The sequence below is a fragment of the Parvibium lacunae genome (genome assembly GCF_003335215.1).
GTDB lineage: Bacteria > Pseudomonadota > Gammaproteobacteria > Burkholderiales > Burkholderiaceae_D > Parvibium > Parvibium lacunae.
On sequence record NZ_QPGB01000001.1, the window covers coordinates 581,960 to 607,687 of the forward strand.

Genomic DNA, 25,728 nt, shown 5'->3' on the forward strand with positions numbered 1-25,728 from the left:
CGCTGATGGCAATTGCAATTGAAACCCTGCGCGAGCGTTTGCAAATACTGGCACCACAGCACCTGGAAATCATGGATGAAAGCCATCAGCACATTGGGCATGCTGGCGCGCAAGGGGGGGGTGGGCACTACCGTTTAATCATTGCCAGCCCACATTTCGTCGGTTTAAGCCCCGTGCAGCGGCATCGACTGGTGTATGATGCGCTGGCTGATTTGATGCGACGCGAAATTCATGCGCTAGCGATAGAGGCACGCCTCCCACAGTCAGCTTAAAAATGACTAACCCGAATTAATAAGAGGATTCCTATGCGTTCGACTTTTGTGCGCCATGCATTATGCTGTGCGCTATTGGCTGGTTTTGGTATGCAAGTGGCAGCGCAGAACATTGCGGTGGTGAACGGTAAGCCGATTCCCAAAACACGCGCAGATAACATGATTAACGAGCTTAAAAAAGCCGGCCAGCAAGATGGTCGGGAACTGCAACAAGCAGTTCGTGAAGAGTTGATTAATCGTGAAATCCTGGTGCAAGAAGCCATGAAACGGGGTATTGCAGGCCGAGCAGATGTGCAAACGCAACTTGAATTGGCCCGCCAATCGATTCTGATTCGCGCCCTGGTCCAAGATGAAATGCAGAAAAACCCGGTTAGCGATGCCGAAATAGAAGCAGAGTACAACCGCATTAAGGGTGAAATGGGCGGTAAAGAATACAAAGCTCGCCATATCCTAGTAGATAGCGAAGAAAGCGCGAAAGAGATTATTGCGGCCCTAAAGCGCGGCGCCAAATTTGAAGAACAAGCGAAAAAATCGAAAGATACCGGCTCAGCACAAAATGGCGGCGATCTTGGCTATCAAAGCCCTGGGGTTTATGTGAAGTCCTTTGCGGATGCGCTCGTGAAGTTGGAGAAAGGCAAAATGACTGATACGCCAGTACAAAGCCAGTTCGGCTGGCATGTGATTCAACTCGATGACATTCGCGAAAGCCAAATCCCTGCCTTGGCAGAAGTCAAAGGGCAACTGAGCGAAAGACTCAAACAGAGCAAGCTTGATAAGTTCAGGGAAACGCTCAAAGATAAAGCAAAAGTGCAGTAACAGCCGCTACACAGCAAAAGGGCAGGTTTCCCCTGCCCTTTTTTATTTGAATTGCTGCAGTTGCGAAACTGAATGCAGGCTGTGCGTAGCCGAGGTGCAGCGGAATCCTACGACGCCCATAGGTAAATCAAGTAAGTGTGAATTTAGCCGTTAAATGGGCAAGCGGTTATTGAGGCCGATGATACTGATGACCGTTGCTCGACTTTGTTGATCAAAATCGACAAAAATAGAGCTCTCAAGGGATTATGGGCAGCCAGAATCACTTGAACATCGCAGTACATAAAATTAATTGGTATTTTATTTGGGTCACATGCCTAATCCAGGTTCATTAAATCGCCCCCTTCCCAGCCAAGCATGGCGCGGCAATCTGATTGCCACAGCCTGCATTGCCGTTGCCTGGCTGTGGGTATGTGCCTTTCCATTTGTGGCAGCCTTTCCGGCGGGGGCAACACAATCGACCTGGATCTTGTTGTTCGGCTCGATTGGCATTGCCACCATCACGACCTTACTGGGGGTGCGTTACCTGATTCTCAGCCGCCGGCATGAAATCCGGACTTTAGCGATTGCTGAGTTACGCTTTTTAAGACGTCAGTATGAAATCGCCGAAGGCGTTGTCAAATTAGGTTCCTGGATCATGAACCTGCAAACCCAGGAAATCTGGTGGACGCGGGGGACTTATGATTTGTATGGCTATGAACCGGCAGCCCCCATTCCGAGCTTTAAAGATTTTTTACTGCAAGTTCATCCGGATGATCGAGCCCTAGTACGTGATGCGCGTATGGGCGCCGTGCACGAGGGGAAAAATTTTAATGTTGTCTATCGTTTTCAGCGCCACGATGGCCAGATGATCTGGGTTCGTAGTCACGGTCATTGTGAAAAAGATCAAGCAGGAAAAACCCGTCGTATTCAGGCTGTTGTACGAGATATCACTGACTCACAGCATGCCTTTGCAACCATTCAAGACAGCGAAGCTAAATTCAAGGCACTCGCCGATATGGGCTCTGATTGGTATTGGGAAACGGATCAGGAGCATCGATTCACCTGGATTTCTTCCGGTGCGAGAAAAACCCTTGGCCTCATGGCGGAAACAGGGATTGGAAAGCGACGCTGGGATCTACCCATCTTTGGGGTCGATGAAACCGACTGGCAACGTCATCGAGATATTCTTGAAGCGCGATTGGCATTTGAAGGGTTTAGTTTTTCAATCGTGAATGAAACTGGTCGAGTTTCCCATGCCACCGTCAGTGGTCGTCCGTTTTTTAATCATTCGGGAGAATTTTTAGGTTATCGGGGGGTCGCCCGCGACATTACTGAAGAGCGCAGTCAAGAGATTCTCCTGCAAATCGAGAATGGTTTAGCGCATTCCATGCACCAAGAGTTAAGCCCCGCACAAGCGGTGACTAATTTCATTCGCGTGGTATGTGAGCAAATGGGTTGGGCGGGCGGCTCACGTTGGTATCGACAGCATGGTGGTGGTACGGTTGCTCGCGCTGAAAGTTTTGGGAATGCCCGCTACATGCAATACCTGGCTTATCCCGATGAGGTGATCGCGGTTGAAAGCGATACATTACAGGCTGAAGTGTGGCGTACCGGTAAAGCGCATTGGGTCAAGAATTTAAGCGAGCACCCGGGCTTTACGCGCGCCGATGCCGCACGGCGACTCGGTTTTCATAGTGCCTTTTATATTCCGATTGTCGATCGACAGACCGTGATTAGTGTGATGGTTTTCCTCAGCACACAAAATCACGAGGCAGATCAATTCATTTATCAGGTTGCTGAGGTGACCAGCCGCTCCGTCGCGCAATATCTGCAACGCCGACGTGCAGAAGAACGCTTATTATTTGCATCCACCCATGATGCCTTAACCAATTTACCCAACCGGGCCATGCTGATTGATCTGATCGAAAAGAGATTGGCACAGATTCCGGCGCCCAGCCAAACGAGCGAAGAGACCAATAGTTTTAGTGTTTTCTTTATCGATTTAGATCGCTATAAAAACATTAACGACACGCTCGGCCACGAGGCGGGGGATGATGCTCTGCGTCAAATCGCACGCCGTCTTACTCAGCTATTGCGAACCGAAGATGTCGTAGCACGGGTGGGTGGCGATGAATTTGTGGTGGTCGTCCCCAGTGTCATCAATGATCGTGCTGCTGAAGCTGTCGCCCGCCGAATTTTGCGCGAAATTGAATTACCGCTGGCCTGGCATGACCGGACCCATTCGCTCTCAGCCAGTATTGGCGTTGCGATTGCTCCCCGTGATGGACGCACCGCCTTTAGTTTGATTAAAAATGCGGATACAGCCATGTATCGAGTGAAATCGACCGGGCGCAATGGGATTCAAGTTTTTAATGCTGCGATTCAGGCCGAGCGAGAAGATTTCTTGCGCTTAGAAACAGAACTTGATAAAGCGATTGAACAAGACCAACTGCAACTGTATTACCAACCCGTTATTGATATAGCCAGCGGTAAGATTATTGCGATGGAAGGCTTAGCCCGATGGCCCCATGCGGAATGGGGCTTTGTTGCACCGACTCGCTTTATTCCCGTGGCGGAAGAAAGCAACTTGATTGCGCGCCTGGGCGATTGGTCAATCCGTCGAGCCTGTCTGGACCACTTAGAGCTACGTGCCCTCGGCTTAGGTGATATTGCGGTAAGTGTTAACCTTTCGGCCAAGCAGTTAAATGATCCCGCCCTGTCTGAGCATATCTCACGGATTCTACGTGAGTTACAAATGCCACCGGAAATGTTGCGACTCGAACTCACTGAAAGCGCTTGGATGCGTGACCCCGAGCGCGCCATTTTGCTTATGCGGCGTATCCAAGATTTAGGGGTACGCTTAGTCATTGACGATTTCGGTACCGGTTATTCCTCACTGGCTTACGTTAAAAATCTGCCCGTGACCACCCTCAAAATCGACCGCGCTTTCATCACGGGCTTGCCGCAAGATAGCGGTAATGCTGCCATTGTGCAGTCAGTCATTACCCTCTGTGAACGCTTGAATTTGCAGGTGATTGCCGAAGGAGTAGAAACCAGTGAACAGCTGGAAGCCCTGCGTGGGTATCAATGCCATGCCGCACAGGGATTCTTCATCGGCAAACCGATGCCGCTTGAGAGCATACAACACCTAATTCGTGCCACCCTAATCTAACGCTGACCGCGACATAGCGCCAGCATTCCAGCTCAACTGGCGTTCAATAACTCAAGCCCATAGCATCACGCACTTCACGCATGGTTTCTTGGGCCAGCGCGCGGGCTTTTTCAGCGCCATCAGCCACAATGTTTTTAACCAGTTGCGGATCATCTAGATATTGCTGCGCCCGCTCTCGCATCGGTTCTTGTTCCTGCAAAATCTTTTCAATCACAGGTTGTTTACATTCCAGACAACCGATTCCCGCACTTTTACAGCCCTGCTCGACCCACTCACACGTTGCCTGATCGGAATACACCTGATGCAACTGCCAAACCGGACAGCGGGCGGGATCACCTGGGTCTGTGCGGCGAATGCGAGCCGGATCGGTTGGCATGGTGCGAACTTTTTTGGTAACACTCTCAGCGCTTTCGCGTAGGGTGATCACGTTATGGTAGCTCTTTGACATCTTTTGACCATCCAACCCTGGCATACGTGAAGCTTCAGTCAACAAGGCCTGGGGTTCTGGCAGAATAATTTTACGCCCGCCCTCAATGTAGCCAAACAACCGTTCGCGGTCACTCAATGACAAGCTCTGGGCTTCTTGTAATAGGGCACGTGCTTGCTCCAGTGCGGCTTCATCCCCCTGCTCTTGGAAACGAGTACGTAATTCCAGATAGAGTTTATTGCGCTTCCCCCCGAGTTTTTTCGCTGCATCGAGGGCTTTTTCTTCAAAACCCGCTTCGCGTCCATAGAAATGGTTGAAACGCCGGGCAATTTCACGGGTCATTTCAATATGTGGAACCTGATCTTCACCCACCGGCACATGTGCTGCTTTGTAGATCAAGATATCGGCTGATTGCAGCAAGGGATAACCTAAGAAACCGTAGGTAGAGAGATCCTTATCTGTCAGTTTTTCTTGCTGATCTTTGTAGGTTGGCACACGTTCTAGCCACCCTAGGGGCGTCATCATCGAAAGCAGCAAATGCAATTCGGCATGCTCGGGTACCCGGGATTGAATAAAGATGGTCGCTTGTGCTGGGTCAACCCCAGCTGCCAGCCAGTCAATCACCATATCCCATACAGATGCCTCAATCACTTGTGGGTTATCGTAATGCGTCGTTAAGGCGTGCCAGTCGGCGACAAAGAACAAACAGGGATACTCTTGTTGTAAGCGCACCCAGTTCTTGAGGACCCCATGGTAGTGGCCTAAGTGAAGCGCGCCAGTGGGACGCATGCCGGAAAGAACACGATCAGGAAACATAGTTGTGCCAGTCAGAGAAAAGTCAAGAGTTGTGATACGGCGAACGCAATCGGTAAAACGGTATAGCGATGCAAGCCTAATAAGATAAAACCAATCAAAATGAGGAAGGTATAGCGTTCAATTTGCGCCAGTTTTAGGGCCAACGGCGGCGGTAAAAAAGTAATCAATAATCGTCCCCCATCCATCGGTGGTAATGGCAATAAACTCCACGCGAAAAAAACCGCATTCATCCACAAGCCCCAAAATGCCATCGAGCGAAAGAAGTCAGGGGCATCTACCCCCCGTAATATCCCCCCTAACAGACTCCACGCTAAGCCCATTAGGAGGTAGGCGCCTAGACCTGTCAAGGCAATCCAGCGAAAGGCCAAACGCGGCTGCTGACATTGCCGATAGTCAACTGGCATCGGTTTGGCCCAGCCAAAAATCAGGGGGAATTGCGTGACACCCGCCAATAGCATCATGCCCAAAGGCAAAATTACCGTGCCTAACCAGTCAAGATGCACCATTGGGTTCCAGCTCAAACGGCCCTGCGCCAGGCCTGTGCGGTCACCGAGCCGATATGCCATAAACCCTGTTGCCGCCTCGCGCAGCGTTAATGTAAAGATCAGTGGCAGCGCGGCGATGAGTACTATTTTAAGCGCTTCAGTATCCTGCATGTTCATGCATGTTTCTCCAAAAATAATCGCGACAGTTAATCGCTACTGGATTCTGCGCTCAATCCTAACAGTCCTGGATCCCCTAACCCGTGGCGGATTAAACGTGGCGGCAACTCGCTTAAATCAACGACGGTGGTTGGTTCCAGACCACAAGGGCCAGCATCTAAAATGCCATCTAGCTGGTGATCCAGGGCATCTTGAATTGCGTAGGCTTCATTCAAAGGCCAATCGTCGCCCGGTAAAATCAGGCTGGTTGCCAGTAACGGCTGCCCCAGCGTTGCCAGCAACTGTTGCGTGGCATGGTGGGCGGGGACGCGCAGGCCGATCGTTTTACGAGAAGGGTGCGAAACCCGACGAGGAACTTCTTTGGTCGCCGCCAAAATAAAGGTGAAAGGTCCTGGCGTTGCCGCTTTCAGCCAACGATATTGCTGATTATCGACTTTTGCATAATGCGCGATATCTGATAAGTCGCGGCATAACAGGGTCAATAAATGCTTGTCATCTAAACCGCGTATTCGCCGCAGGTGGTCTACCGCTGCTTTATCGTCTAAATGACAACACAAGGCATAGCTGGAATCTGTCGGCAGTGCGACCACCCCACCCTGCTCAATGATCGCCACAAGTTGTTGCAATTGCCGTAACGGCGGGTTTTCGGGATGAACGCTGTAAATGCGTGCCATGCTAAGCAGTCATCGCAGGTCAACTAACCGTGCGCTTTTAAATAAATTAGGCCTTTATTTTACCGTTATCTGAGGGGTGTCTGCAGCCAATCAGATGAAGTTACTACGCAGTCATCAACAATGATGATGCCAATACCGGCAGTTTTCCTGGCGCCAGGCGCTGGGCTGTAATACATCAGCCGTATTGAAGTCCAGCCGCCATGCCCCACCCTGGCGGGTTTCCAGTAACTGAACCCCTTGCGCACGATAGCGTTCGAGCACCTGCGCATGAGGATGCCCATACGCATTATGCTGACCAGCTTGAAGTATGGCGTAGCGTGGTTGTACGTGCGCGAGCCAGGCAGCTGAAGAAGACGTCGCACTGCCATGATGCGGCACCAGCAAGACAGGTTGTTTTAACCGAGCCGCCATGAACGGATCGGTGGCAGCCCGTGTCAGTAACGCTTGCTCAACACGCTGGCTAATATCGCCCGTCAATAACAGGCCTTGCTCTTGCCGTCCGCGGGCAGTCCAGATCGCCAAGACACAGCTTTTCTCATTACTACTCGACCAATCGGCAGGCTCTTGTGGATGCAGAAAGGCAAAGTGAACCCCATCCCAAGTCCACTGCATGCCAGCGCGGCAAGGCTGGTAACGCCCACTCTGAGTAATGAAAGCGGGCAGTTCTGCAGCCGACATGCTGGTGTAAAACTGTTCTGGGGGCGTTGCTTGCCACAGGCTGATTAAGCCCCCTGCGTGATCTTGATCACGGTGCGACACCACCAGCGCACTCAATGGTAGTAACCCCTGATGCCGCAAATAAGGCAGAATCACTCGGGTACTGGCATCTTGATGATTGCCGTAAGCGGGGCCGGTGTCATATAGCAAGGTGTGTTGCTGGGTTTGGATGAGTACGGCATTGCCCTGTCCAACGTCTAGGGCAGTAATACGCCATTCGCCCCAGCTCGGCCAATCTGCGGGTGCCAGCAGCAGTGGCAAGCACCAGCCGATGCCCAGTAAACGCCAGGGCCAGCGGAGCGGTAAGCAGAGCCAAACACACCCTAGCCCCGCCAAGAGCAATACCGGCCATGCGGGCAGTGGCAAGCTAGTGCTGGCATAGGGTAAGGCAGACAAGACTTCCAAGCCTGCAATGAGTGCCGCCAAAAGACCATGCGCGGCTTGCAGCCCGAGATCGCTGCCGATTCCGGGCAGGCAAACCCAAATCGCCCCCAATAGCGACAGTGGGGTGACACCGAAACTGATCACGGGAATCGCTATCGCATTGGCGATGGGGCCGATCCAACTCACTTGCTGAAAAAAAAGGACGGTTAAGGGAACCAGCCCCACACTAATCGCTAACTGCAAACGCGACGCTTCTTGTAATGAGCCTCCAAAGCGACGCCAAGCTTGATATTTATCTGGCACACCGTTTGGTGGGGCTGGAGTGACCAATGCCAGACGCCGACGCTGCCCCAACCAGAGCAAGATCGCCACAGCAACATAAGATAGCCAAAAGCCAGGAGCCAGACAAGCCATAGGGTCCCACGCGAGGACGAGCGCGGCCGCCAGACACAGGCTGAATAAAGGTTGTGAACCCGCGTAGCGCCAGGTTCCCCAAGCAACGACCAGCAACATCAAAAAAGTTCGCTGCGCCGGGATGCCCCACCCCGCTAGACTACAGTAAGCCGCCGCGACCAACACTCCAACGACCAACCCGGCTTGCGGGGCTGAACCCGCCTGTCGGTTACCTTGGCGCAGCCGTTGACGCCACACCCCGCCGGTCAACCAAGCGGCAAACGTTGCCAGCATCGTAATATGCAAACCAGAAATGGCAATCAAATGACCGACCCCAGTCTGGTTAAACAAGCGCCAATCGGCTGGATCAATCGCACGCTGGTCGCCCATCACTAACGCGGTAATCACGCCGCGATAAGGGGCCAATCCGTCGCGGGTCACAAAGGCCTGGAGGATTTTGTGTCGTAATATCCCGCGTACTCGTTGCAATCGATCGAGCGGATTCCAGACTAATTCTTGCCGTTTTAGCGCAATAGTCGCGGCTTCAGCGGGGTCACGTGGGCGGATGACTTGCCCAATAGCCCCCACGTTTTCTTCCAGTAACCAGCGCTCATAATCGAACCCGCCGGGGTTTTGATTGCCATAGGGCGCGTGTAATTTAACCTGAAACTGCCAACGCTGTGCTGGGCGAACCTGATCTGCCAAACCATCAGCCCAGCTTAGGCTGACCCGTGCCGGTAAGCGGAAATCCGGCCACGAGAATTGGTCATGCTCTGTCTCAACCCCTAGCGGGGGTGATATAGGGTACGCCTTATCTCCATTAAGCGCAGTAATCGGGCTCAGCGCTTCAACCCGTAAGGTAACGCGCTGTCCCCGATCCAGGGGGTGCGGTAGGCTATCGATTACACCAACTAAGGTCAAGGGCTCATTCTCCAACACGGCAGGTAGCCGTGCTTGCAGTCGGGTATCGGCCCACCAGCAGGCCCAAATCAGGCCCAGAGCAAATGCCAATAGCGCTTGAGCCAGGCCTGCCCCCCACTGATACAACTTGGGTGGTGGTTTGGCATAAGACTTGGCTAGCCCTAGGGCGCATAAACCGTTGGCCAGTAACACGGCGAGTATCACTGCGCTGCGCAGAGGCCATAAGCTCGTTTGGGTCTGTATGTAGGCAATCCCCATGCACCAAGCCAAGAGCACCAAGGGTAAGCTAACTGTCCCTGAGTGTGCCGCTTCACCCCGCTTTTCGCTGGGGCGAAATGCCAGCCAGTTTGATCGAGACGAATCCGCTGCCGACATAGCCCTCTTCTATGCTCTGCCCAGTGATTGCAGCAGTAACGGGACACGCGGCAGCACCTGATAGGTATTTTGAGCGGTCTGTTGAATCAATTCGCTGACAGAGAGTTGGCGTAATTCGGCCAGACAAGCGGCAATCCCAAACAATTCAGCGGGTGTATTGAGCGACTTGAGCGACTGACGGATGCCTGTAGCAGGATCAGGGCTGGGCTGGCCAAGCCATGCTGGCGGAATATCTGGCGCATCTGTTTCCAAGACCAGCGACTCCAGCGGCAGTTGGGTCGCTAGGCGCCGAATTTGCAAAGCACGCGGATAGGTCATTGCGCCCCCGATACCCAGCTTGAACCCCAGCGCAATAAATTGCTGTGCTTGCTGCTCACTGCCATTAAACGCATGTGCAATACCTTTAACGCGGTAGCGGCGCAAGGCTTTGAGAATCAAATCCTGGGCGCGCCGCACATGCAATAAAACCGGAAGAGAAAAATCTGCAGCCAGACGCAGTTGCGCCTCGTAATAGCGTTGTTGTTGGGCCAGGGGCAACTTGCGAACAAATAAGTCGAGACCGATTTCGCCGACACCTAAAAAATAAGGATCGGACAACGCCTGAGTGATGGCAAGTTTCAATCGCTCAAGATCGGTTGGGGTTGCCTGCAGGGTATAGAGCGGGTGAATCCCTAGCGTATAACCACACGCGACGGGGGTGTTTTCACTCACCCACTGGGCCAGCTGAGCAACCCGGCTAAAATCATGAGCCTGCACAGCAGGGATGATGATCAAGCCGACCCCGGCCGCGGCGGCGGCATGTGCAACCTGCAGCGCTGCCGAAAAAGCCGTTAACGTCTCTCCAGCCAGCGGCGCTGGGTTAAGATGCTCATACTCAGTTGCATCAAGATGGCAGTGGGTATCAATTAACATCAAGTATTATCAAAGAGGACGCATGTCAAACGCTAATCCGCCGCCTGTGTCGTCAGTAGCGCAACGCTCCTGGCTTCGAATCGTGCGACGTAAACTACGCCATATTTTGCCAGACAGCGCGCAAATTCGGTCTTATAAAATTCTGCATTTGTTTGGTGAGCGGCTGTTTCATCCTGCTTTGTGGGGAATTAACCGGCACACCGTTGCCAAAGGGGTAGCCATTGGGCTTTTTTGTGGCTTAATTCCAGGGCCATTACAAGTGCTCGGATCGGCCATTGCCTGTTTGTACCTACGAGGTAACTTGCCCCTAGCGATTCTCAGTACCTTTTATACCAATCCATTCACGATTTTGCCCTTGTATTACGTGGCCTACCATTACGGGGCGCTGGTGATGGGCGATCAGCAGCATCAAGCTCACTCTTTATCTATTCCGAATTGGAACTGGCAGGCAATCGGTGAGTCTACCGAACAAATGATGCAATGGGCATCTGGTTTGGGGGCGCCCCTGGCTGTCGGGATTCTCTTACTGGCCAGTACCCTCGCCTTGTCAAGTTATCTGACCATCACGCTGGTTTGGAATTGGCGTTTGCGGCGAATTTGGTGGCGGCGACTAGCCCAGCATCAGCAACTGAAATAAGGCGATTGCCAATCATTGCCCGCTAGAGAGAGATTAAATGGCCCAACCCACTGTGATTGAATTATTTGCTGCGATTTTATTTGGTCTGGCGATTCTGCATACTTTCGCAACAAAATTTTTTGAGCGTTTGGCACACCGCTATCCCAATCATGAAGGAATTTTTCACTTACTCGGTGAAGTGGAAGTTGTCTTTGGTTTTTGGGCACTTATTTTTATGTTGGGGTTATTCCTATTAGCAGGCAAAGCCTCAGCGGTTAACTATATCGACTCACGGAATTTCACCGAACCCTTATTTGTCTTTGCGATTATGGTGGTCGCAGGCACAAAACCTATCTTGCAGTTAGCTGCGCAGGCCGTCAATCTAAGCAGCCAACTTCTCGCACAATTGATCCGGCTACCCGCCACGATGACCTATCTGTGGATGACGCTGACGGCAGTCCCGCTGCTTGGCTCACTGATTACCGAACCTGCGGCGATGACCCTAGCCGCACTGATTCTGCGTGACCGCTATTTTGCCAATGGCATGTCTTCGCGCTTTCTCTATGCCACGCTGGCCGTTTTATTTGTCAATATTTCGATTGGGGGCACCCTCACTCATTTTGCCGCACCACCTGTTTTGATGGTTGCCGCGAAGTGGCAATGGGATACCCTATTCATGTTCACCCAGTTTGGCTGGAAAGCAGCCCTGGCGGTCGTGGTAAACAGTACGCTGCTCACCCTTTTCTTCAGTCGCGAACTGAGCCAGCTGGCGGTCCGTGCGGGGCTCACCCCAGCTACCGCTAACCCGATACCCATTACCCTGACACTGACGCATCTCCTGTTTTTGAGTGGCGTGGTTTTCTTCGCGCACCATCCCGCGATTTTCATGGGGTTATTGCTATTTTTTCTGGGGGTTACCCATGCCTATGCGCGTTATCAAAGTCCGTTGATTCTCAAAGAAGGCTTGTTGGTGGCCTTCTTCCTGGCCGGCTTGGTGGTGTTGGGTGGGCAACAACAATGGTGGCTGCAACCGCTTTTACTCAGCATGAGTAGCGATGCCGTCTTCATGGGGGCAACAGCCCTGACTGCAATTACTGATAATGCTGCGCTGACCTATTTGGGTTCGTTGGTTGAAGGGCTGAGCACAGAATTTAAATATGCCTTGGTAGCAGGTGCGGTAACTGGGGGTGGGCTTACCATTATCGCCAATGCGCCAAACCCGGCGGGCGTCGCCATTTTGCGTGAACACTTTAGTGAAAAAGCGGTGAATCCTCTGGCGCTGTTGCTATTTGCGCTACCGCCGACCGTTATTGCTGGGCTGGCATTCAAATATCTATAAACGTATGCCAGCTTCAGCCTTTCTAGGCTACAAGCAAGCCGTCCCCTTTACAGCGTTCAGGTAAGCTAACTGGAGATGGGTCGTCGTAACCGGCAAGCATTCAGAGTAAAGCGCCCTGCTGCAAGCGATACACCCGGTCTGTCCGCTGTGCTAACTCCATATCGTGAGTCACCACCACAAACGCGGTTCCGGTGGCTTGGGCCATCTGTGTCATTGCCGCAAACACGTCTTGGGCAGTTTCTCGATCCAGATTCCCGGTTGGCTCATCGGCTAACACACACAGTGGGCGCGTTACCAGGGCGCGCGCCATGGCAACCCGCTGGCGTTCACCGCCCGACAGTAGCCCAGGTCGGTGATGCAACCGATGTCCTAGCCCTAACTGTTCCAAAATTGCCTGAGCTTGAGCCTGGGCCAGACCATCCGGCTCCCGCCGGATACGCAAGGGCATCATGACATTCTCCTGCGCGGTAAATTCTGGCAATAAATGGTGAAACTGATAGACCATACCCAAGGCCTGATTACGCCACTGGCTGCGGGTTCGCTCATTCATGTTTCCCCACGCCCGCCCGCCTAGCAAGACCTCGCCATGGCTTGGGCTGTCCAACCCGCCTAGTAAATGTAACAAAGTACTTTTACCCGAACCAGAAGCGCCAACGATCGCGATACGCTCACCAGGTTTAACGGCCAAATCAACCCGATTTAATACCTGAACCGCTTGGTTAGTGTCATGAAAAGTTTTGCTCACACCACGGCACTCTAAAGCAAATGCTGTCGCGACGGGAGCGGATCCAGCAGCAAGCAGGTTATTCATAACGCAAGGCCTCCGCAGGCTCAATGCGCGCGGCTCGCCAGCTTGGGTAGAGCGTCGCCAGCAAGCTGAGTAAAAACGAGATGACCGCAATAGTCAGCACATCATGTAGTCGTAATTCACTCGGCATACTCGAAATGAAGTAAATCTCGCGCGGTAAAAATTGCACGCCAAAGAGCCATTCAATGCCACTCACGATGGCACCGACATTCGCCGCAATTAAACAGCCGCTAAGCACGCCTACTAGGGTCCCAAGCCATCCGATTAAGGCGCCTTGGACAATAAAAATGGCTTGAATACTGCGTGGTGTTGCCCCTAATGTCCGCAAAATCGCAATATCTGCGCGCTTATCGGTCACGGTCATCACCAACATCGATACGAGATTAAACGCAGCGACAGCGATAATCAGCGTCAAAATAATAAACATCATCCGTTTTTCAGTTTTAACAGCTGCAAACCAATTTCGATTCTGACTCGACCAGTCTCGTAGCAACAGATCACCCGACAAACGACGGGCCAGTTCATGGGTGATGAGCGGCGCCGCTTGCATGTCATTGGTTTTTAGGCGAACCCCAGTCACCCCACTGAGTCGAAATAATTTTTGCGCGTCTGCTAAATGAATCAACACAAGACTACTGTCATATTCGTAATGTCCTGACTCAAACAGGCCAACGACGGTAAAGGTTTTTAAGCGTGGAACCCAGCCTGCTGGCGTGGTGCTGCCCTGTGGGGCGACCAAGGTTACTTTACTCCCCACCGTTACGCCCAGCGTTTGCGCCAATGCTCCGCCCAGAACAATATTAAAGGCGTCGGGGGCCAACTCGCGCGGGCTCCCTGCAACTACCTGTTGCTGAATTTCTGACACTTGGGGTTCTAGTTCAGGGTCGATGCCTCTCACAATGACACCCCGCACAGTTTCATCACGCATGACCATCGCCTGAGCCCCCACGTATGGGGCGGCACCCAGCACGGCAGGGTGCTGCCGGGCTTCAGTTGCCGTTTTTTGCCAATCGACTAAATCGCCATCTGCTGCAAAGACTTCAATATGCGAGAGCACCGAAAGCATGCGATCACGTACCTCTTTTTGAAAACCATTCATTACAGAGAGGACGACAATGAGGGCCATCACGCCCAGCGCGATGCCTGCGGTCGAGATCGCTGAGATAAAAGAAATAAAGCGATTTTTGCGCCCACCATGCCGGCCCGCGCGGGTATAGCGCCAGCCAATTTGTAATTCGTAAGGAATTTTCATAAGGCTAGTTTGCCAGAAAAAGGCCTGAGTTTAGGCCAAATTATTAAAATTCGCCTGGAGTCTGCTATCCTAAAGCCAGATAAAACTCGTCAATCGGTGGGGTAGGATGAAAACGACACGCGCTAAGACAGTGAGGGGATTGTTAGTTTGTGGCTTGTTATGCAGTTTTTCTGTGTTAGCGCAGTATCAATGGCGCGACGCAAATGGCAATATGCAATTCAGTGATCGGCCACCGCCAGGAGATATTCCTGAAGCCAATATCATCCGACGGCCGCGCGGTATGGAGCCAGTTCGGAGTCTCTCGACGCCCTCCATTCCCTCAAGCCCTGCCCCACAAGCTGGAGACAAAGGGGGCAGCAAGCCTGCTTCACTGGCAGAACGTGAGATGGAATTCCGCAAGCGCCAGACTGAAAATGCTGAAAAAGCAAAAAAACAGGCGGACAAAGAGGCCCAAGACGCACAGCGCAAAGCCGCCTGTGAGCAACAGCGTAATCAGCTAGCAGCACTGGAATCTGGGCAGCGGATGAGTCGCTTTGATGCGAGTGGTGAACGGGTGGTGATGGAAGATGGCGACCGCAATGCCGAGCAAGAGCGCGTGCGCCGCAGCCTAGAGCAACACTGCAAATAACGTTGAATAGGCAGTATCGCCTTATTTTTTGCGCGCCCGTTGTCGACGCATCTCTTTTGGATCACACAAGAGTGGGCGGTATATTTCAATCCGATCCCCTGGGTGCAATACTGTTTCCAGATGCCGTGATTTGCCATAAATGCCCAGGCGTTTTTGGCTAACCAGCATATCTGGCTTCATATTTGACGCTCCCTGAGCCACCAGCCAGGCTTGTACACTGTCGCGTTCGAACCATTGCCCTAAGGTTTCCTTGTCGAGAAAAGGAAATTCTGTCGAGCGTAGGCCTGCCTCGGTATCAAGATAAAGCCATAGCTTAGCGATTTCAGGCATAGATCTGCTCCGCTCGTTTTACGAAACAATCCACAAAGGTACTGGTGATCATACTGAAAACGGGGCCAATCACTTTTTCTAGTAGGCTGCTAGCAAAGTGATACTCCAGTTCAAACTCGACTTTGCAAGCATCACTGGTTAGGGGGGTAAAACGCCAGCCGCCATGTAATTGGCGAAAGGGGCCCTCCCGTAACTGCATCGACATAGTATGTGGCGGGTCATGTCGATTTTCCGTGGTAAAACTCTGACGAATGCCCTTAAATGCAATCTTGAGTGTGGCTACTTGACGCAGCGGTTCGCGCTCTATGAGGTCAACCCCTGCACACCAGGGTAAGAACTCAGGATAGTGTTCCACCTGTTCGACCAAAGAAAACATTTTCTCGGCCGCATAGGGAACTAATACAGTTTTGTGAATTTTTGCCATGTTCAAATTGCGCTTAGGCGGCAGACTATTTGCTACACTGGCATCATTGTAACTGATCGCGCCTAATGGGCATGCGGGTGTTTATGTCGGATAAGTTGATTTTAGAAAACCGTAAAGCGTTTCATGATTATTTCATCGAAGAACGCTACGAAGCAGGTTTGGTCTTGAATGGCTGGGAAGTAAAGGCCATTCGAGCTGGGCGTGCTCAAATGAAAGAATCTTATGTGGTGATTCGGGCGGCGGAACTGTATTGGCTCAATGGCCATATTTCTGCCCTTGAGTCTGCGTCAACCCATGTTCAACCGGACCCTACCCGTACGCGTAAGCTCTTGTTACAGGGGCCGGAGATCAAGCGGTTGATCGGAAAAGTGGAACAGTCTGGTTATACCTTGATGCCGCTTAATCTGCATTATCGACAAGGACGTATCAAGCTCGAAATCGGTCTAGCCAAAGGTAAAAAACAGCATGACAAACGGGCAAGTGAGAAGGAACGCGAGTGGGAGCGTGAAAAAGCACGTGTCATGCGTCAAAACTATCGCTGAAATATCAACTTCTTTACCAGATCAATCATCGGAGCGCAGGTATGGAACAAAAAATCACCTCACACACCGTTGAAATTCTCGGTTTTACTGAACGAGAGCGAATTTTATTTAGCTCCATTTTCCGGTTATCTCAATTACGAACCCACCGTTATCACGAACCTAGCCGAGGTGATACCACCCAACCAGACTGTCTGGTGCTAGACAGTAACCTACCTGACTATGCACAGCAACTCGCGGCACGGTTATCTGCGCAACCGGCATTAATCGTTTTGGTGGTTTTTGATCAAGGGGCGCCTCGCGATGTGCCTTGTGCGACTGTTAATCGTCCCATTCGTTGGTCTGAGTTTTTATTGGCCCTCGATAACCAAGTGCGCGCACTACACAATCAGAAAGCCAATGAGGAGCAGGAACTCGTAGAAGATTTTGTGGCTGATGAAGGGATTGATGCGATCGCCAACGAGGTCGAAATATCATCGATCAGTGACTGGTTTGAACACCAGGAACCGATTACGTTCCAAACGGCACCCGGTGTTCTGGTGGTCGACCCCGACGAAGCGAGTTTTTTGTATATCAGTGCCAAATTAGCTGGGCAGTTATACCGTGTAGACTGGGCAAAAAGCGCCGAAGAAGCTCTCGATTTCCTCACTTTGAACCGCTACAACATTGTTATTAGTGATACAGAGCTACCCGATAGAGACGGTATCGCACTGTGTGGGCTGATCAAAAAGCGACAAGATCGACGCCGGACAGCGACGATCCTGTTGACGCATGACACCTCGCTGCTCCGCCGAGCCAAAGCGGCCATGGCGGGGTGTGATGCTTATTTTGTTAAGCCGATTTCCCCCGAAAATTTAGAGCGCACCATGCAAAAGTTCCTACCAAGTTGGCGCATGACAAACACTGCATCTATGCCACGCGATGCTGGATAGCCAAATTCTCACCATTCTTTACTCAAACCTTAAAGGCGCCCCAGCAAACCGGCTTTTAGCTGATCCATCCAGACGAAAAGTGCGTCTACAGCCGCGGTTCCTTCCTGATAAATGACCTCAACCCCCAGACTGGGTTGATCTGCCAACAACTGCTCACGCAGTCGTCGTAAAAAATAGTGGCAGGCCTGCTCAGCCTCATGGATTACCGGCTGCGCTATCGTGGTGCAAAGCTGCCCGCCGAGTGTGCTTTGTTTGTTCAATAAGGTCTCGGCTTGCTGCATCAAATGAATAATTTGTGCCCGTTTGCCGATATCGGTATGCCGCGCTAAAGCCAGCATCATCGCCAAGCCACGCATGCGCGCAACCATTTCTGCCAGTTCGGGGAGCGTATGGGCAAATTGTTTGATGGTTTCCCGTAAACGCAATAGGGTTTGGTCAGCCTGTTGACCCTGCGCCAAACTCGGTAGCTCTGGCTCAATTTGTTTACGTGCTAACTCGCGTAACCAGTTAATGATTTTCTCGATTAATTGGGTTTGTTGCTGGAAGCTCTGTTCCGCACTGACGGTGAAGCTAGGATTGACGGCAAGTTGCCACTGATAGCGAACTAGCTTGAAGTTATTGGGCGTGACAACCGCTAAAAATCGCTCATCCTGGCTAAGCAGTTGTTGCAAGAGCAAGCTAAATAAACGTTCGATTTCAATCGCGCGCTCGACCAACAATTCATGCTGATCCACACCCAAGTAGCGAATTGCGTACAAACCACGGTATTGCTGCATTAACCTGAGCAAACGCATCAAGTCGGATAAACAATCAAAGGCATGCCTAAACGCTTGCGTGCGGCGTTGACGCGCAGACTCTGCCGCGAGCGCTAAGCCATAGCGGGTTAAAAATCGCCGCAAAAACCCATAACTGGCAATGACACAAAGCACCAAGAAGAAGATCAAATACAAAGACATCGAAGGCATCCCCAAGTATTGAAATGGGACATGCACTATCTGTGCCAGGACCGCGATAGCTTGATATCGTTATTGAGGGTCTGCCAAAAATGCCGCAACGATATCAATTTGTTCGGCTTGCATCAGGGTTGGCGCGTGGCCAACACCGGGAATCGTCGCCAGTGTTGCGCGCGGCCCACGTTGTGCCATCTCGGCATGAACAGCCAGCGGCAGTAGATCGGATAGCTCACCCCGAATGGCCAGTGTTGGACAGGAAATTGCATCATAGATTGGCCATAGAGTGAGATCGTGGCCACTGGGATTAGCGGCCGCTGTTTCCCGAAAGGGAATAGCAATCGCCGGATCGTAGTGTAATAACCAACGCCCATCGCGCTCGATCACCACATGCTCAGTCAGTATTTGCCACTGGGCCTCAGTATGCGGGCCGAATGGCGCACTTATTGCGCGGATATAGGCCTGCGCTTCAGCCAAGCTGGCAAAACTGATGAGTTGCCCTACATACTCGGCAATGCGTTGTAATGCCTGACCATTAATCACAGGCCCGACATCATTCAATACCAGCTTACGGATCGGATTATTGGGGGTGGCAGCAAGCCCCATGCCTATCAGCCCTCCCATTGAGGTTCCCAGCCAGTCAATCGTTGGCGTGACTCCCGCCTCTTCATAGGGCGCACTAACAGCGGCAATTAACGTCACCATGTCCGCTACGTATTGAGGAACTTCGTAATAGTTGGCGTCGCGCAACCAATCAGACTGGCCGCGTCCCATGACATCCGGACAAATAAGGCGGTATTCCTGGCAAAGCTGGCTGGCCAAGGTATCAAAGTCACGCCCTGTTCGTGTTAAGCCATGCACACAGATTAACAGCTGTGGATTCAGCGGATCACCCCATTCCACATAAGCCATGCGATGCAAGCCTGCCGGACACAGTACTTGTACGGATTTTTGACGAGGCCGATTGGTGTTGGAAACGCGCATAGAGATACCCAAAATAGAGGTTAAAACAGCATATCATTTGTCTTAGTTTCCGACAAAAGTGGCATTCCGCTGACCAGACCGCGTGACAGGCCGCTCCAGTCTTCGTAAGAACTATGCTTTATGACTAACGACACAATTTTATTGAGATTGAGGAGAATGCCATGATGTTGCAAGGAAAAACTGCGCTGGTGACCGGCTCTACCAGTGGGATTGGCCTGGGAATCGCTGAAGCCCTAGCAGCCCAGGGCGCGAATATCGTGCTAAACGGATTTGGCGAGCCATCCGCCATCAGCGATCTACAACAACGCCTGCAGGCTACTTATGGCATCCAGGTTCTCTACCATGCAGCGGACATGAGCAAGCCAGAGGAAATCGCTGACATGATGGCACAAGCACAGCGCGAATTAACGGGTATCGACATCTTGGTTAACAATGCCGGTATTCAGCATGTGGCGAATGTAGAAGATTTTCCTTTAGAGAAGTGGGATGCTATCTTAGCCATTAACCTGAGTGCTGTTTTTCATACAACTCGGCTCGCAATCCCCTATATGAAACAGAAAAACTGGGGACGAATCATCAATATTGCCTCTGTGCATGGCTTGGTCGCCTCTGCACAAAAATCTGCCTATGTTGCGGCCAAACATGGTGTCATTGGGTTTACCAAGGCGGTGGCCCTTGAGACCGCGCAAACCGGCATTACCAGCAATGCCATTTGCCCAGGATGGGTCTTAACCCCCCTCGTACAACGCCAAGTCGATGACCGCGCAGCGAAAGAATCTGTCTCACTGGAAGAAGCAAAAAAAAGGCTGCTTGCAGAAAAACAGCCTTCGCAAGAATTTGTCGACCCAGCCCAACTCGGTGCTTTGGCTATTTTTCTGTGTTCCGCTGCGGCCGATCAGGTACGGGGAGTAGCCTGGAACATGGACGGTGGGTGGATGGCCCAATAACGCTGGGTGATAGGCGCCATACTGCTGCAGTGATTGACCACCAAAGCACGAAAGGTTGACATGGCGCAATAACCTCACGCCTTTTTTTGACTACATTGGCGCTATCCTCATGAGACTTTTGGATGGTATCGCCATTATGACCCCCACCCTAATTGCCGTTGGATCACCTAGCCTCGCGGTAGACTTTGATCTCGCCACCCTACAGCGCTTGAGTACCAACGGCCCCCGTTATACCTCCTACCCAACCGCAGACCGATTTGCCTCTGATTTCACGGAAAAAGATTATATTTTGGCAACACGCGAAAGACGTGAACGTGGCCTGCGGGCGCCGCTATCGCTTTATATTCATATCCCTTTTTGTGAGAGTGTTTGCTATTACTGTGCCTGTAACAAAGTAGTCACAAAAGATCGTCGTAAAGCCAATCATTATTTGAATTACCTAGAACAAGAGATTGCACTGCATGCGCGTCACTATGACGGCCAAGACATCGTCAGCCAGTTGCACTGGGGTGGGGGAACTCCAACCTACCTGGAACCCGCTCAGTTGCATCGCCTGATGCAATCTCTGCGCGAATCGTTTCAGTTTGCCAGTGATGAACTCGGTGAATACAGCATCGAAATCGACCCCCGAACGGTGAATGCTAGTACTCTGAGCGCCCTACGCAGTATGGGTTTTAATCGAGTCAGCTTGGGGGTACAAGATATTGACCCCAAGGTACAGCAGGCCATTAATCGCATTCAACCGATTGCGCAGACTTTAGATGTCATGGGCATGGTACAGCGCCTAGGCTTCAGATCGACCTCGATTGATTTGATTTATGGTTTACCGCATCAGTCTGTTAGCAGCTTCCGGCAAACCATCGATACCATTATCGCCGCTCGGCCCAGCCGCATCGCGCTCTACCACTACGCCCACCTGCCCAGCCGCTTTAAACCACAACGCCGTATTGATGAACTGGCGTTACCAAGCTCAGCAGAAAAATTATTGATTTTGCAATTAGCGATTGAGCAACTTGCTGCTGCGGGGTATGCCTACATTGGAATGGATCATTTTGCCTTGCCAACAGATGAGCTTGCGATTGCGCAACGGCAAGGTCGATTACATCGCAATTTCCAGGGCTACTCCACGCATGCGCAAGCGGATTTAATTGGCATCGGGGTATCTGCGATTGGCGCAATGGGACGCAGCTATCTCCAAAATGCCCGCGACCTAGAGACTTATTATGCGCTCTTGGATAACAAACAGCTACCCATTCAGCGTGGTTTGCACATGACCATGGATGACCGGATCCGGCGCACTGTCATTCAGAGTTTAATGTGTCACTTTGAATTGTGCAAAAGCGCCGTCGAAGAAATTTACCCGATCGATTTTGACGCGTATTTTCAAAGCGAATTAATTGCCTTGAAACCGTTTATCGCAGATGGGTTAATTCAACATGAGGGGGATTGGTTAAGTGTCACCCCAAAGGGGCGTCTAGTCGTTAGAAATGTGGCCATGGTATTTGATGCTTACTTGCGGCAAGGCCAGCCGACGCTAGCGCAATATTCCCAAACCGTGTGATGAACCCATTGCGTATATTCATCCCCATACGTTATCTCGACGATGTCTGCTGATCTCCCGACCTTTATTGCACAGCTTTTGAGCCTGTTTACCATGGGACTGTTAAGTAGCGTTCACTGCCTTGGGATGTGCGGCGGCATTGTGAGTGCCCTCGCTGCACAACGCCGCCCTCCCCGGCCTAGTCATCAGCAAATCAATATTTCTCCCGTTTTACTGAATAGTCCGGTAGCCCAAATTGGCGTAACGAGACAACCCGCTACAGATAAATCATGTCTTAGCGCCACCCAATTCAGCTTGGCCTACAACGTGGGACGGCTCACGACATACACCTTGACCGGGATATTGATCGGCGGACTAGGTAGTCTTTCGGTGGCAGTGGGCTGGTTGCTGCCCATTCAACAATGGCTCGCCACCCTCGCTAATTTGCTGCTAATTGCAATGGGATTATATTTACTACGGTGGTGGCAAGGGGTCTTAATTTTAGAAAAAATCGGCACTCGTATCTGGCCTCTGATTCAACCTTATACACAACAATGCTTACCGCTCGATAGCAAGCCACGGATCTTTATCGCAGGCATGCTGTGGGGCTGGTTACCTTGCGGATTAGTTTACTCCATGCTCTTTAGCGCCCTAGCCAGCGGGAGTGCCTGGCGAGGTGGCGCCGTCATGCTCGCCTTTGGCCTAGGAACCTTACCAGCCCTATTTGCATTGGGTATGGCGATGTCTCAGGCATGGCCAGCCCGATCGGCTATGCCAGAGGTAGAATCTGCGTCTAGCCTCAAGAGGCATCAACGCGAACAGAAGGATATTGTTTGGATAAATTATCAGCGGCTGGCCGCGGGGTTTATCAGGATGCTACGTGATCCCAGGAGCCACAAAATTGCCGGATTAATAATTTTAGTCTTTGGTCTGCTCGGTATTTTTAAAATTCATCCGTTTGCTCATATCCCTGGTTTGGCCAGCTTATGTTCCTAGAAAAGTTGATCACCTCTGGTGTGCCGCTCGTTAATGATCCCGCTCATGCACAGACGTCTATGACAAGCAAAGCAGGTTATTTAGGTTATTGTTTCCATTGCGGACAAGAGGTACTCGACACCCCAGTTTTTTATCTGGACGAAACCGCTCAGGCCATCGCTGAAAAATTGATGCCGCCCTCTCAGAATGGCGCACCACCCTCGCCGCCAATACTCTGTTGCGCCGGTTGCCAAGCAGCGGCAAATACCATTTTGCGCAGCGGACTGGGTGATTATTATCGACAGCGCCATGCATTAGGATTATCGAGCGAGTTGACGCCTTTACCCGGGCTTGTGGCGGAGGCACAGAATCTTTGGTTTCCTGCATTGCCTGAGGCGGTCTCAACCGCGATGGATGACACGTGGAGTTTGTATGATTCCCCAGCCACTCAGGCACATTTCGCGACCCCGTATGCGCTTGCTGGCACTAATAAAATGGCACTGGAAGCCTATTTTGTTATTACTGGATTACGCTGCGGCGCCTGTCTTTGGTTGATTGAGCAACAACTGCTCCTCATACCAGGGGTATTGCGGGCAGAAGTCAATTACAGCAACGAGCGCTTGCATTTAATTTGGGAACCCGATGCATGCCGCTTATCCCCTATTTTATCAACCTTAGATCGCTTGGGTTACCAAGCCAGACCGTTCGATCCACTGATTCGGGCGGCACAGGCCAAAGCGGATAGCCGCAAGCGCCTGAAACGACTCTTTGTTGCCGCTATGGGCATGATGCAAGTCATGATGTATGCCTACCCGGCGTACATAGCCGACACAACGACATTAGATCAAAGCGCAAATTGGCTGATGCAATGGGCAAGTTTGATACTCACATTACCCGTTGTTGCCTATAGTGCAGCCCCCTTTTTTACCCAGGCATGGCGTGATTTCAAGCATCGTCAACTGAGTATGGATGTCCCGGTTGCAATCGGCATCGCTGCCGCGTTTTTCGGGAGTTGTTTTAAGCTATGGCAGGATCAAGGTGCCGGCGAAGTTTATTTTGATGCTGTCACCATGTTTGTTTTTTTTCTACTTCTGGCTCGGCATATTGAATCGCAGATGCGCCAGCAGGCGGCTGCAGAGCTCGATAAATTACAAACCGTCTTGCCCTCCTCCTGCCTACGTTGGCAGGCAGATGCCGTGACTCAGCCAGGTCTCCAACAAGGGCAATGGCAATCGGTCTCGACCTCAGCCCTGAATGTCGGAGATCGTATTCTGATCAAGGCAGGAGACACAATCCCCGCCGATGGCCATTTATTGACTGGGCCATCAAGCTTCAATTTAGCTGTTTTGACGGGTGAAAGCCTACCGATTGATAAGCAGATTGGTGACGCAGTCGTTGCAGGTAGTGTCAACATCACGCAAACGGTTGAAGTTGTCATTAGCGCCGTACCACAACGCTCCATGCTGGCACAATTGGCAGCAGCAGCAGAACGCGCCGCTCTGAATAAGCCCATGCTGGCGCTTTTCAGTGAACGCATTGCACGATACTTTACTGTTTCATTGCTCTTGTTTGCACTTCTCTGCGGGAGCGTTTGGTGGTGGTTTGAGGGGGCAGATCAAGCAATCACTATTGCCATCATGGTGTTGGTCGTTTCCTGTCCCTGCGCACTGTCGCTGGCCGTGCCCACTGTGCAGGCCTGCGCACTCAGTCAACTGATGCGCCATGGAGTCTTGGTTATACGCCCACAAGCCCTGCAAAAATTGGCCCAAATTAATACGCTGGTTGTTGATAAAACCGGTACGCTCACTACCGGCCACCTCAGTATTAACCAGATTCAAGCGGCAAACGGCTACAGCACTGAGGCCGTATTGCAGATTGCCTGTGCCCTTGAGCAGCATAGTCTGCACCCGATCGCGCAAGCCTTCCACCGGCATACTGTTATTACTACAACAACCAGCGCCGCCAGCCAGGTCAAGCAACTGAGCATCACAGGCAGCAGAGGACAACATGACACGGGTCTAGAAGGGATATATGAAGGCCGGGTCTATCGACTGGGGGTAGCCAATTTTTCCTTGCCTCATCAGGACCAAAGCGATCTCACCGCCTACTCCAGCCTGTTGTGGAACGTGAAAGCTTCAGATGCCCCACCGGAAGAATCGACTAGCCTGAATTTGATACTGAGTCGCCAGACAGAGACCTCTTGGGAGCCTGTCGCACATTTTATCTTGACGGATCAGCCTCGCTCTGAGGCACTGGATTTCGTTGAGTATTTACATGATCGTAACCTGAATGTCGCCTTATTGTCTGGGGACCGCACAGCAGCAGTCAGGGATTTGGCCAATAAGACTGGGATTGAACGCTGGATAGCCAACTGCAGCCCGGAAACCAAGCGTCATTGGGTGAGCCAACATCAACAGCAGGGTCAAATTGTTGCGATGCTGGGCGATGGGCTGAATGACGCACCGGTATTAGCGCAAGCGGATGTCTCCATTGCCATGGCGAATGGCGCGGCATTGGCCCAGTTAAATGCCGATATCGTCTGTCAATTTCCTGGTTTATCGCCCGTGCGTGAAGTGCTTCGAGTTGCACGCCAGGCGCACGCCGTGATGCGCCAAAATCTGTATTGGGCTTTGCTATACAATGGCATAGCGATTCCAGCCGCCGCTTGTGGTTGGCTCAGTGCCTGGCAAGCCAGCCTAGGAATGGCACTCAGTTCGTTGTTTGTGGTGCTAAATGCGCGCCGCGTCACAAAATTACCTAGCCATTAATGACAGAGACCCTAGCTATTTTGATTCCGATCAGCCTGCTCATTGTCGGCATCGCGATTTGGTTATTTTTTAAAATGACTGATAGTGGTCAATTTGATGATTTACGCGGCCCAGCAGAACGGGTGATACAAGACGACGACCGCCCTTCTTCTCACTAAATTGAGATTGTTCGTGTG

24 protein-coding genes are annotated in these 25,728 nt (G+C 51.7%); 13 read left to right on the forward strand and 11 right to left on the reverse strand.

The genetic code is table 11. From position 1 onward, the window contains the following. The first annotated feature begins 5 nt into the window (after nt 1–5). The 3 genes from DU000_RS02730 (at nt 6) to DU000_RS02740 (ending at nt 4,239) form a co-directional block, all read left to right on the forward strand. Entirely contained in the window at nt 6–272 is a 267-nt protein-coding gene (locus tag DU000_RS02730; protein WP_114401790.1) for a BolA family protein, read from the forward strand. A gap of 33 nt (nt 273–305) precedes the next feature. Then, nucleotides 306–1,088 (forward strand): peptidylprolyl isomerase, encoded by a 783-nt coding sequence (locus DU000_RS02735; RefSeq protein ID WP_114401791.1) that lies wholly within the window; start codon nt 306–308, stop codon nt 1,086–1,088. A 310-nt stretch (nt 1,089–1,398) separates the two neighbouring features. Beyond that, nucleotides 1,399–4,239, forward strand: coding sequence for a sensor domain-containing protein (locus DU000_RS02740; protein WP_114401792.1), 2,841 nt, complete (start codon nt 1,399–1,401; stop codon nt 4,237–4,239). Nucleotides 4,240–4,282: 43 nt separating this feature from the next. Here the strand turns inward: DU000_RS02740 and DU000_RS02745 are convergent, their stop codons facing one another. From DU000_RS02745 to DU000_RS02765, 5 genes are all read right to left on the reverse strand, one after another. After that, on the reverse strand, nt 4,283–5,482 hold the full coding sequence (locus DU000_RS02745) for a tryptophan--tRNA ligase (protein WP_114401793.1): 1,200 nt from the start codon (nt 5,480–5,482) through the stop codon (nt 4,283–4,285). An 11-nt stretch (nt 5,483–5,493) separates the two neighbouring features. Next, nucleotides 5,494–6,144: a site-2 protease family protein gene (locus DU000_RS02750; RefSeq protein WP_114401794.1), complete on the reverse strand. Its 651-nt coding sequence runs from the start codon at nt 6,142–6,144 to the stop codon at nt 5,494–5,496. Between the two features lie 29 nt (nt 6,145–6,173). After that, nucleotides 6,174–6,818: an L-threonylcarbamoyladenylate synthase gene (locus DU000_RS02755; RefSeq protein WP_114401795.1), complete on the reverse strand. Its 645-nt coding sequence runs from the start codon at nt 6,816–6,818 to the stop codon at nt 6,174–6,176. Between the two features lie 114 nt (nt 6,819–6,932). Then, nucleotides 6,933–9,608, reverse strand: a complete 2,676-nt coding sequence (locus DU000_RS02760) for a DNA internalization-related competence protein ComEC/Rec2 (protein WP_114401796.1) — start codon at nt 9,606–9,608, stop codon at nt 6,933–6,935. A 9-nt stretch (nt 9,609–9,617) separates the two neighbouring features. Continuing rightward, nucleotides 9,618–10,520, reverse strand: coding sequence for a TatD family hydrolase (locus DU000_RS02765; RefSeq protein ID WP_114401797.1), 903 nt, complete (start codon nt 10,518–10,520; stop codon nt 9,618–9,620). 22 nt (nt 10,521–10,542) lie between these two features. Between DU000_RS02765 and DU000_RS02770 the strand changes: the two genes are divergently transcribed. Next, nucleotides 10,543–11,157, forward strand: coding sequence for a DUF2062 domain-containing protein (locus DU000_RS02770; protein WP_114401798.1), 615 nt, complete (start codon nt 10,543–10,545; stop codon nt 11,155–11,157). A 37-nt stretch (nt 11,158–11,194) separates the two neighbouring features. Further along, nucleotides 11,195–12,475 (forward strand): putative Na+/H+ antiporter, encoded by a 1,281-nt coding sequence (locus DU000_RS02775; protein ID WP_114401799.1) that lies wholly within the window; start codon nt 11,195–11,197, stop codon nt 12,473–12,475. 100 nt (nt 12,476–12,575) lie between these two features. Here DU000_RS02775 and DU000_RS02780 read toward each other — a convergent pair whose 3' ends face one another. Both DU000_RS02780 and DU000_RS02785 read right to left on the reverse strand, forming a co-directional pair. After that, entirely contained in the window at nt 12,576–13,286 is a 711-nt protein-coding gene (locus DU000_RS02780; RefSeq protein WP_114401800.1) for an ABC transporter ATP-binding protein, read from the reverse strand. Continuing rightward, nucleotides 13,279–14,535 carry a lipoprotein-releasing ABC transporter permease subunit gene (locus DU000_RS02785; protein ID WP_114401801.1) on the reverse strand — a complete coding sequence of 419 codons (1,257 nt, stop codon included), beginning with the start codon at nt 14,533–14,535 and terminating at the stop codon, nt 13,279–13,281. The genes DU000_RS02780 and DU000_RS02785 overlap by 8 nt, the downstream gene beginning before the upstream one ends. A gap of 106 nt (nt 14,536–14,641) precedes the next feature. On the opposite strand from DU000_RS02785, the gene DU000_RS02790 reads away from it, so the two are divergent. After that, nucleotides 14,642–15,163, forward strand: coding sequence for a DUF4124 domain-containing protein (locus DU000_RS02790; protein ID WP_114401802.1), 522 nt, complete (start codon nt 14,642–14,644; stop codon nt 15,161–15,163). Between the two features lie 21 nt (nt 15,164–15,184). Here the strand turns inward: DU000_RS02790 and DU000_RS02795 are convergent, their stop codons facing one another. Next, entirely contained in the window at nt 15,185–15,493 is a 309-nt protein-coding gene (locus tag DU000_RS02795; RefSeq protein ID WP_114401803.1) for an RnfH family protein, read from the reverse strand. Continuing rightward, nucleotides 15,486–15,917 (reverse strand): type II toxin-antitoxin system RatA family toxin, encoded by a 432-nt coding sequence (locus DU000_RS02800; protein WP_114401804.1) that lies wholly within the window; start codon nt 15,915–15,917, stop codon nt 15,486–15,488. The genes DU000_RS02795 and DU000_RS02800 overlap by 8 nt, the downstream gene beginning before the upstream one ends. 83 nt (nt 15,918–16,000) lie before the next feature. Here DU000_RS02800 and smpB point away from each other — a divergent pair, with 83 nt between their 5' ends. Together smpB and DU000_RS02810 are read left to right on the forward strand one after the other, a co-directional pair. Further along, nucleotides 16,001–16,459 carry an SsrA-binding protein SmpB gene (gene smpB / locus DU000_RS02805; protein WP_114402085.1) on the forward strand — a complete coding sequence of 153 codons (459 nt, stop codon included), beginning with the start codon at nt 16,001–16,003 and terminating at the stop codon, nt 16,457–16,459. 41 nt (nt 16,460–16,500) lie between these two features. Then, on the forward strand, nt 16,501–17,388 hold the full coding sequence (locus DU000_RS02810; protein ID WP_114401805.1) for a response regulator: 888 nt from the start codon (nt 16,501–16,503) through the stop codon (nt 17,386–17,388). A 29-nt stretch (nt 17,389–17,417) separates the two neighbouring features. Here the strand turns inward: DU000_RS02810 and DU000_RS02815 are convergent, their stop codons facing one another. Together DU000_RS02815 and DU000_RS02820 are read right to left on the reverse strand one after the other, a co-directional pair. After that, a complete protein-coding gene (locus DU000_RS02815) occupies nt 17,418–18,344 on the reverse strand; it encodes a hypothetical protein (RefSeq protein WP_114401806.1) in 927 nt (308 codons plus the stop codon). 69 nt (nt 18,345–18,413) lie between these two features. Beyond that, nucleotides 18,414–19,322: an alpha/beta fold hydrolase gene (locus DU000_RS02820; protein ID WP_114401807.1), complete on the reverse strand. Its 909-nt coding sequence runs from the start codon at nt 19,320–19,322 to the stop codon at nt 18,414–18,416. Nucleotides 19,323–19,486: 164 nt separating this feature from the next. Between DU000_RS02820 and DU000_RS02825 the strand changes: the two genes are divergently transcribed. The 5 genes from DU000_RS02825 (at nt 19,487) to ccoS (ending at nt 25,710) form a co-directional block, all read left to right on the forward strand. Continuing rightward, nucleotides 19,487–20,269 carry a 3-hydroxybutyrate dehydrogenase gene (locus DU000_RS02825; RefSeq protein ID WP_114402086.1) on the forward strand — a complete coding sequence of 261 codons (783 nt, stop codon included), beginning with the start codon at nt 19,487–19,489 and terminating at the stop codon, nt 20,267–20,269. Between the two features lie 109 nt (nt 20,270–20,378). Then, a complete protein-coding gene (gene hemN, locus DU000_RS02830; protein WP_240001766.1) occupies nt 20,379–21,830 on the forward strand; it encodes an oxygen-independent coproporphyrinogen III oxidase in 1,452 nt (483 codons plus the stop codon). Between the two features lie 42 nt (nt 21,831–21,872). Beyond that, nucleotides 21,873–22,805 (forward strand): sulfite exporter TauE/SafE family protein, encoded by a 933-nt coding sequence (locus DU000_RS02835; protein WP_114401808.1) that lies wholly within the window; start codon nt 21,873–21,875, stop codon nt 22,803–22,805. Further along, a complete protein-coding gene (locus DU000_RS02840) occupies nt 22,796–25,552 on the forward strand; it encodes a heavy metal translocating P-type ATPase (protein WP_114401809.1) in 2,757 nt (918 codons plus the stop codon). The genes DU000_RS02835 and DU000_RS02840 overlap by 10 nt, the downstream gene beginning before the upstream one ends. Further along, nucleotides 25,552–25,710: a cbb3-type cytochrome oxidase assembly protein CcoS gene (gene ccoS, locus DU000_RS02845; RefSeq protein WP_114401810.1), complete on the forward strand. Its 159-nt coding sequence runs from the start codon at nt 25,552–25,554 to the stop codon at nt 25,708–25,710. Before DU000_RS02840 ends, ccoS begins: the two co-directional genes overlap by 1 nt. Nucleotides 25,711–25,728: the final 18 nt, after the last annotated feature.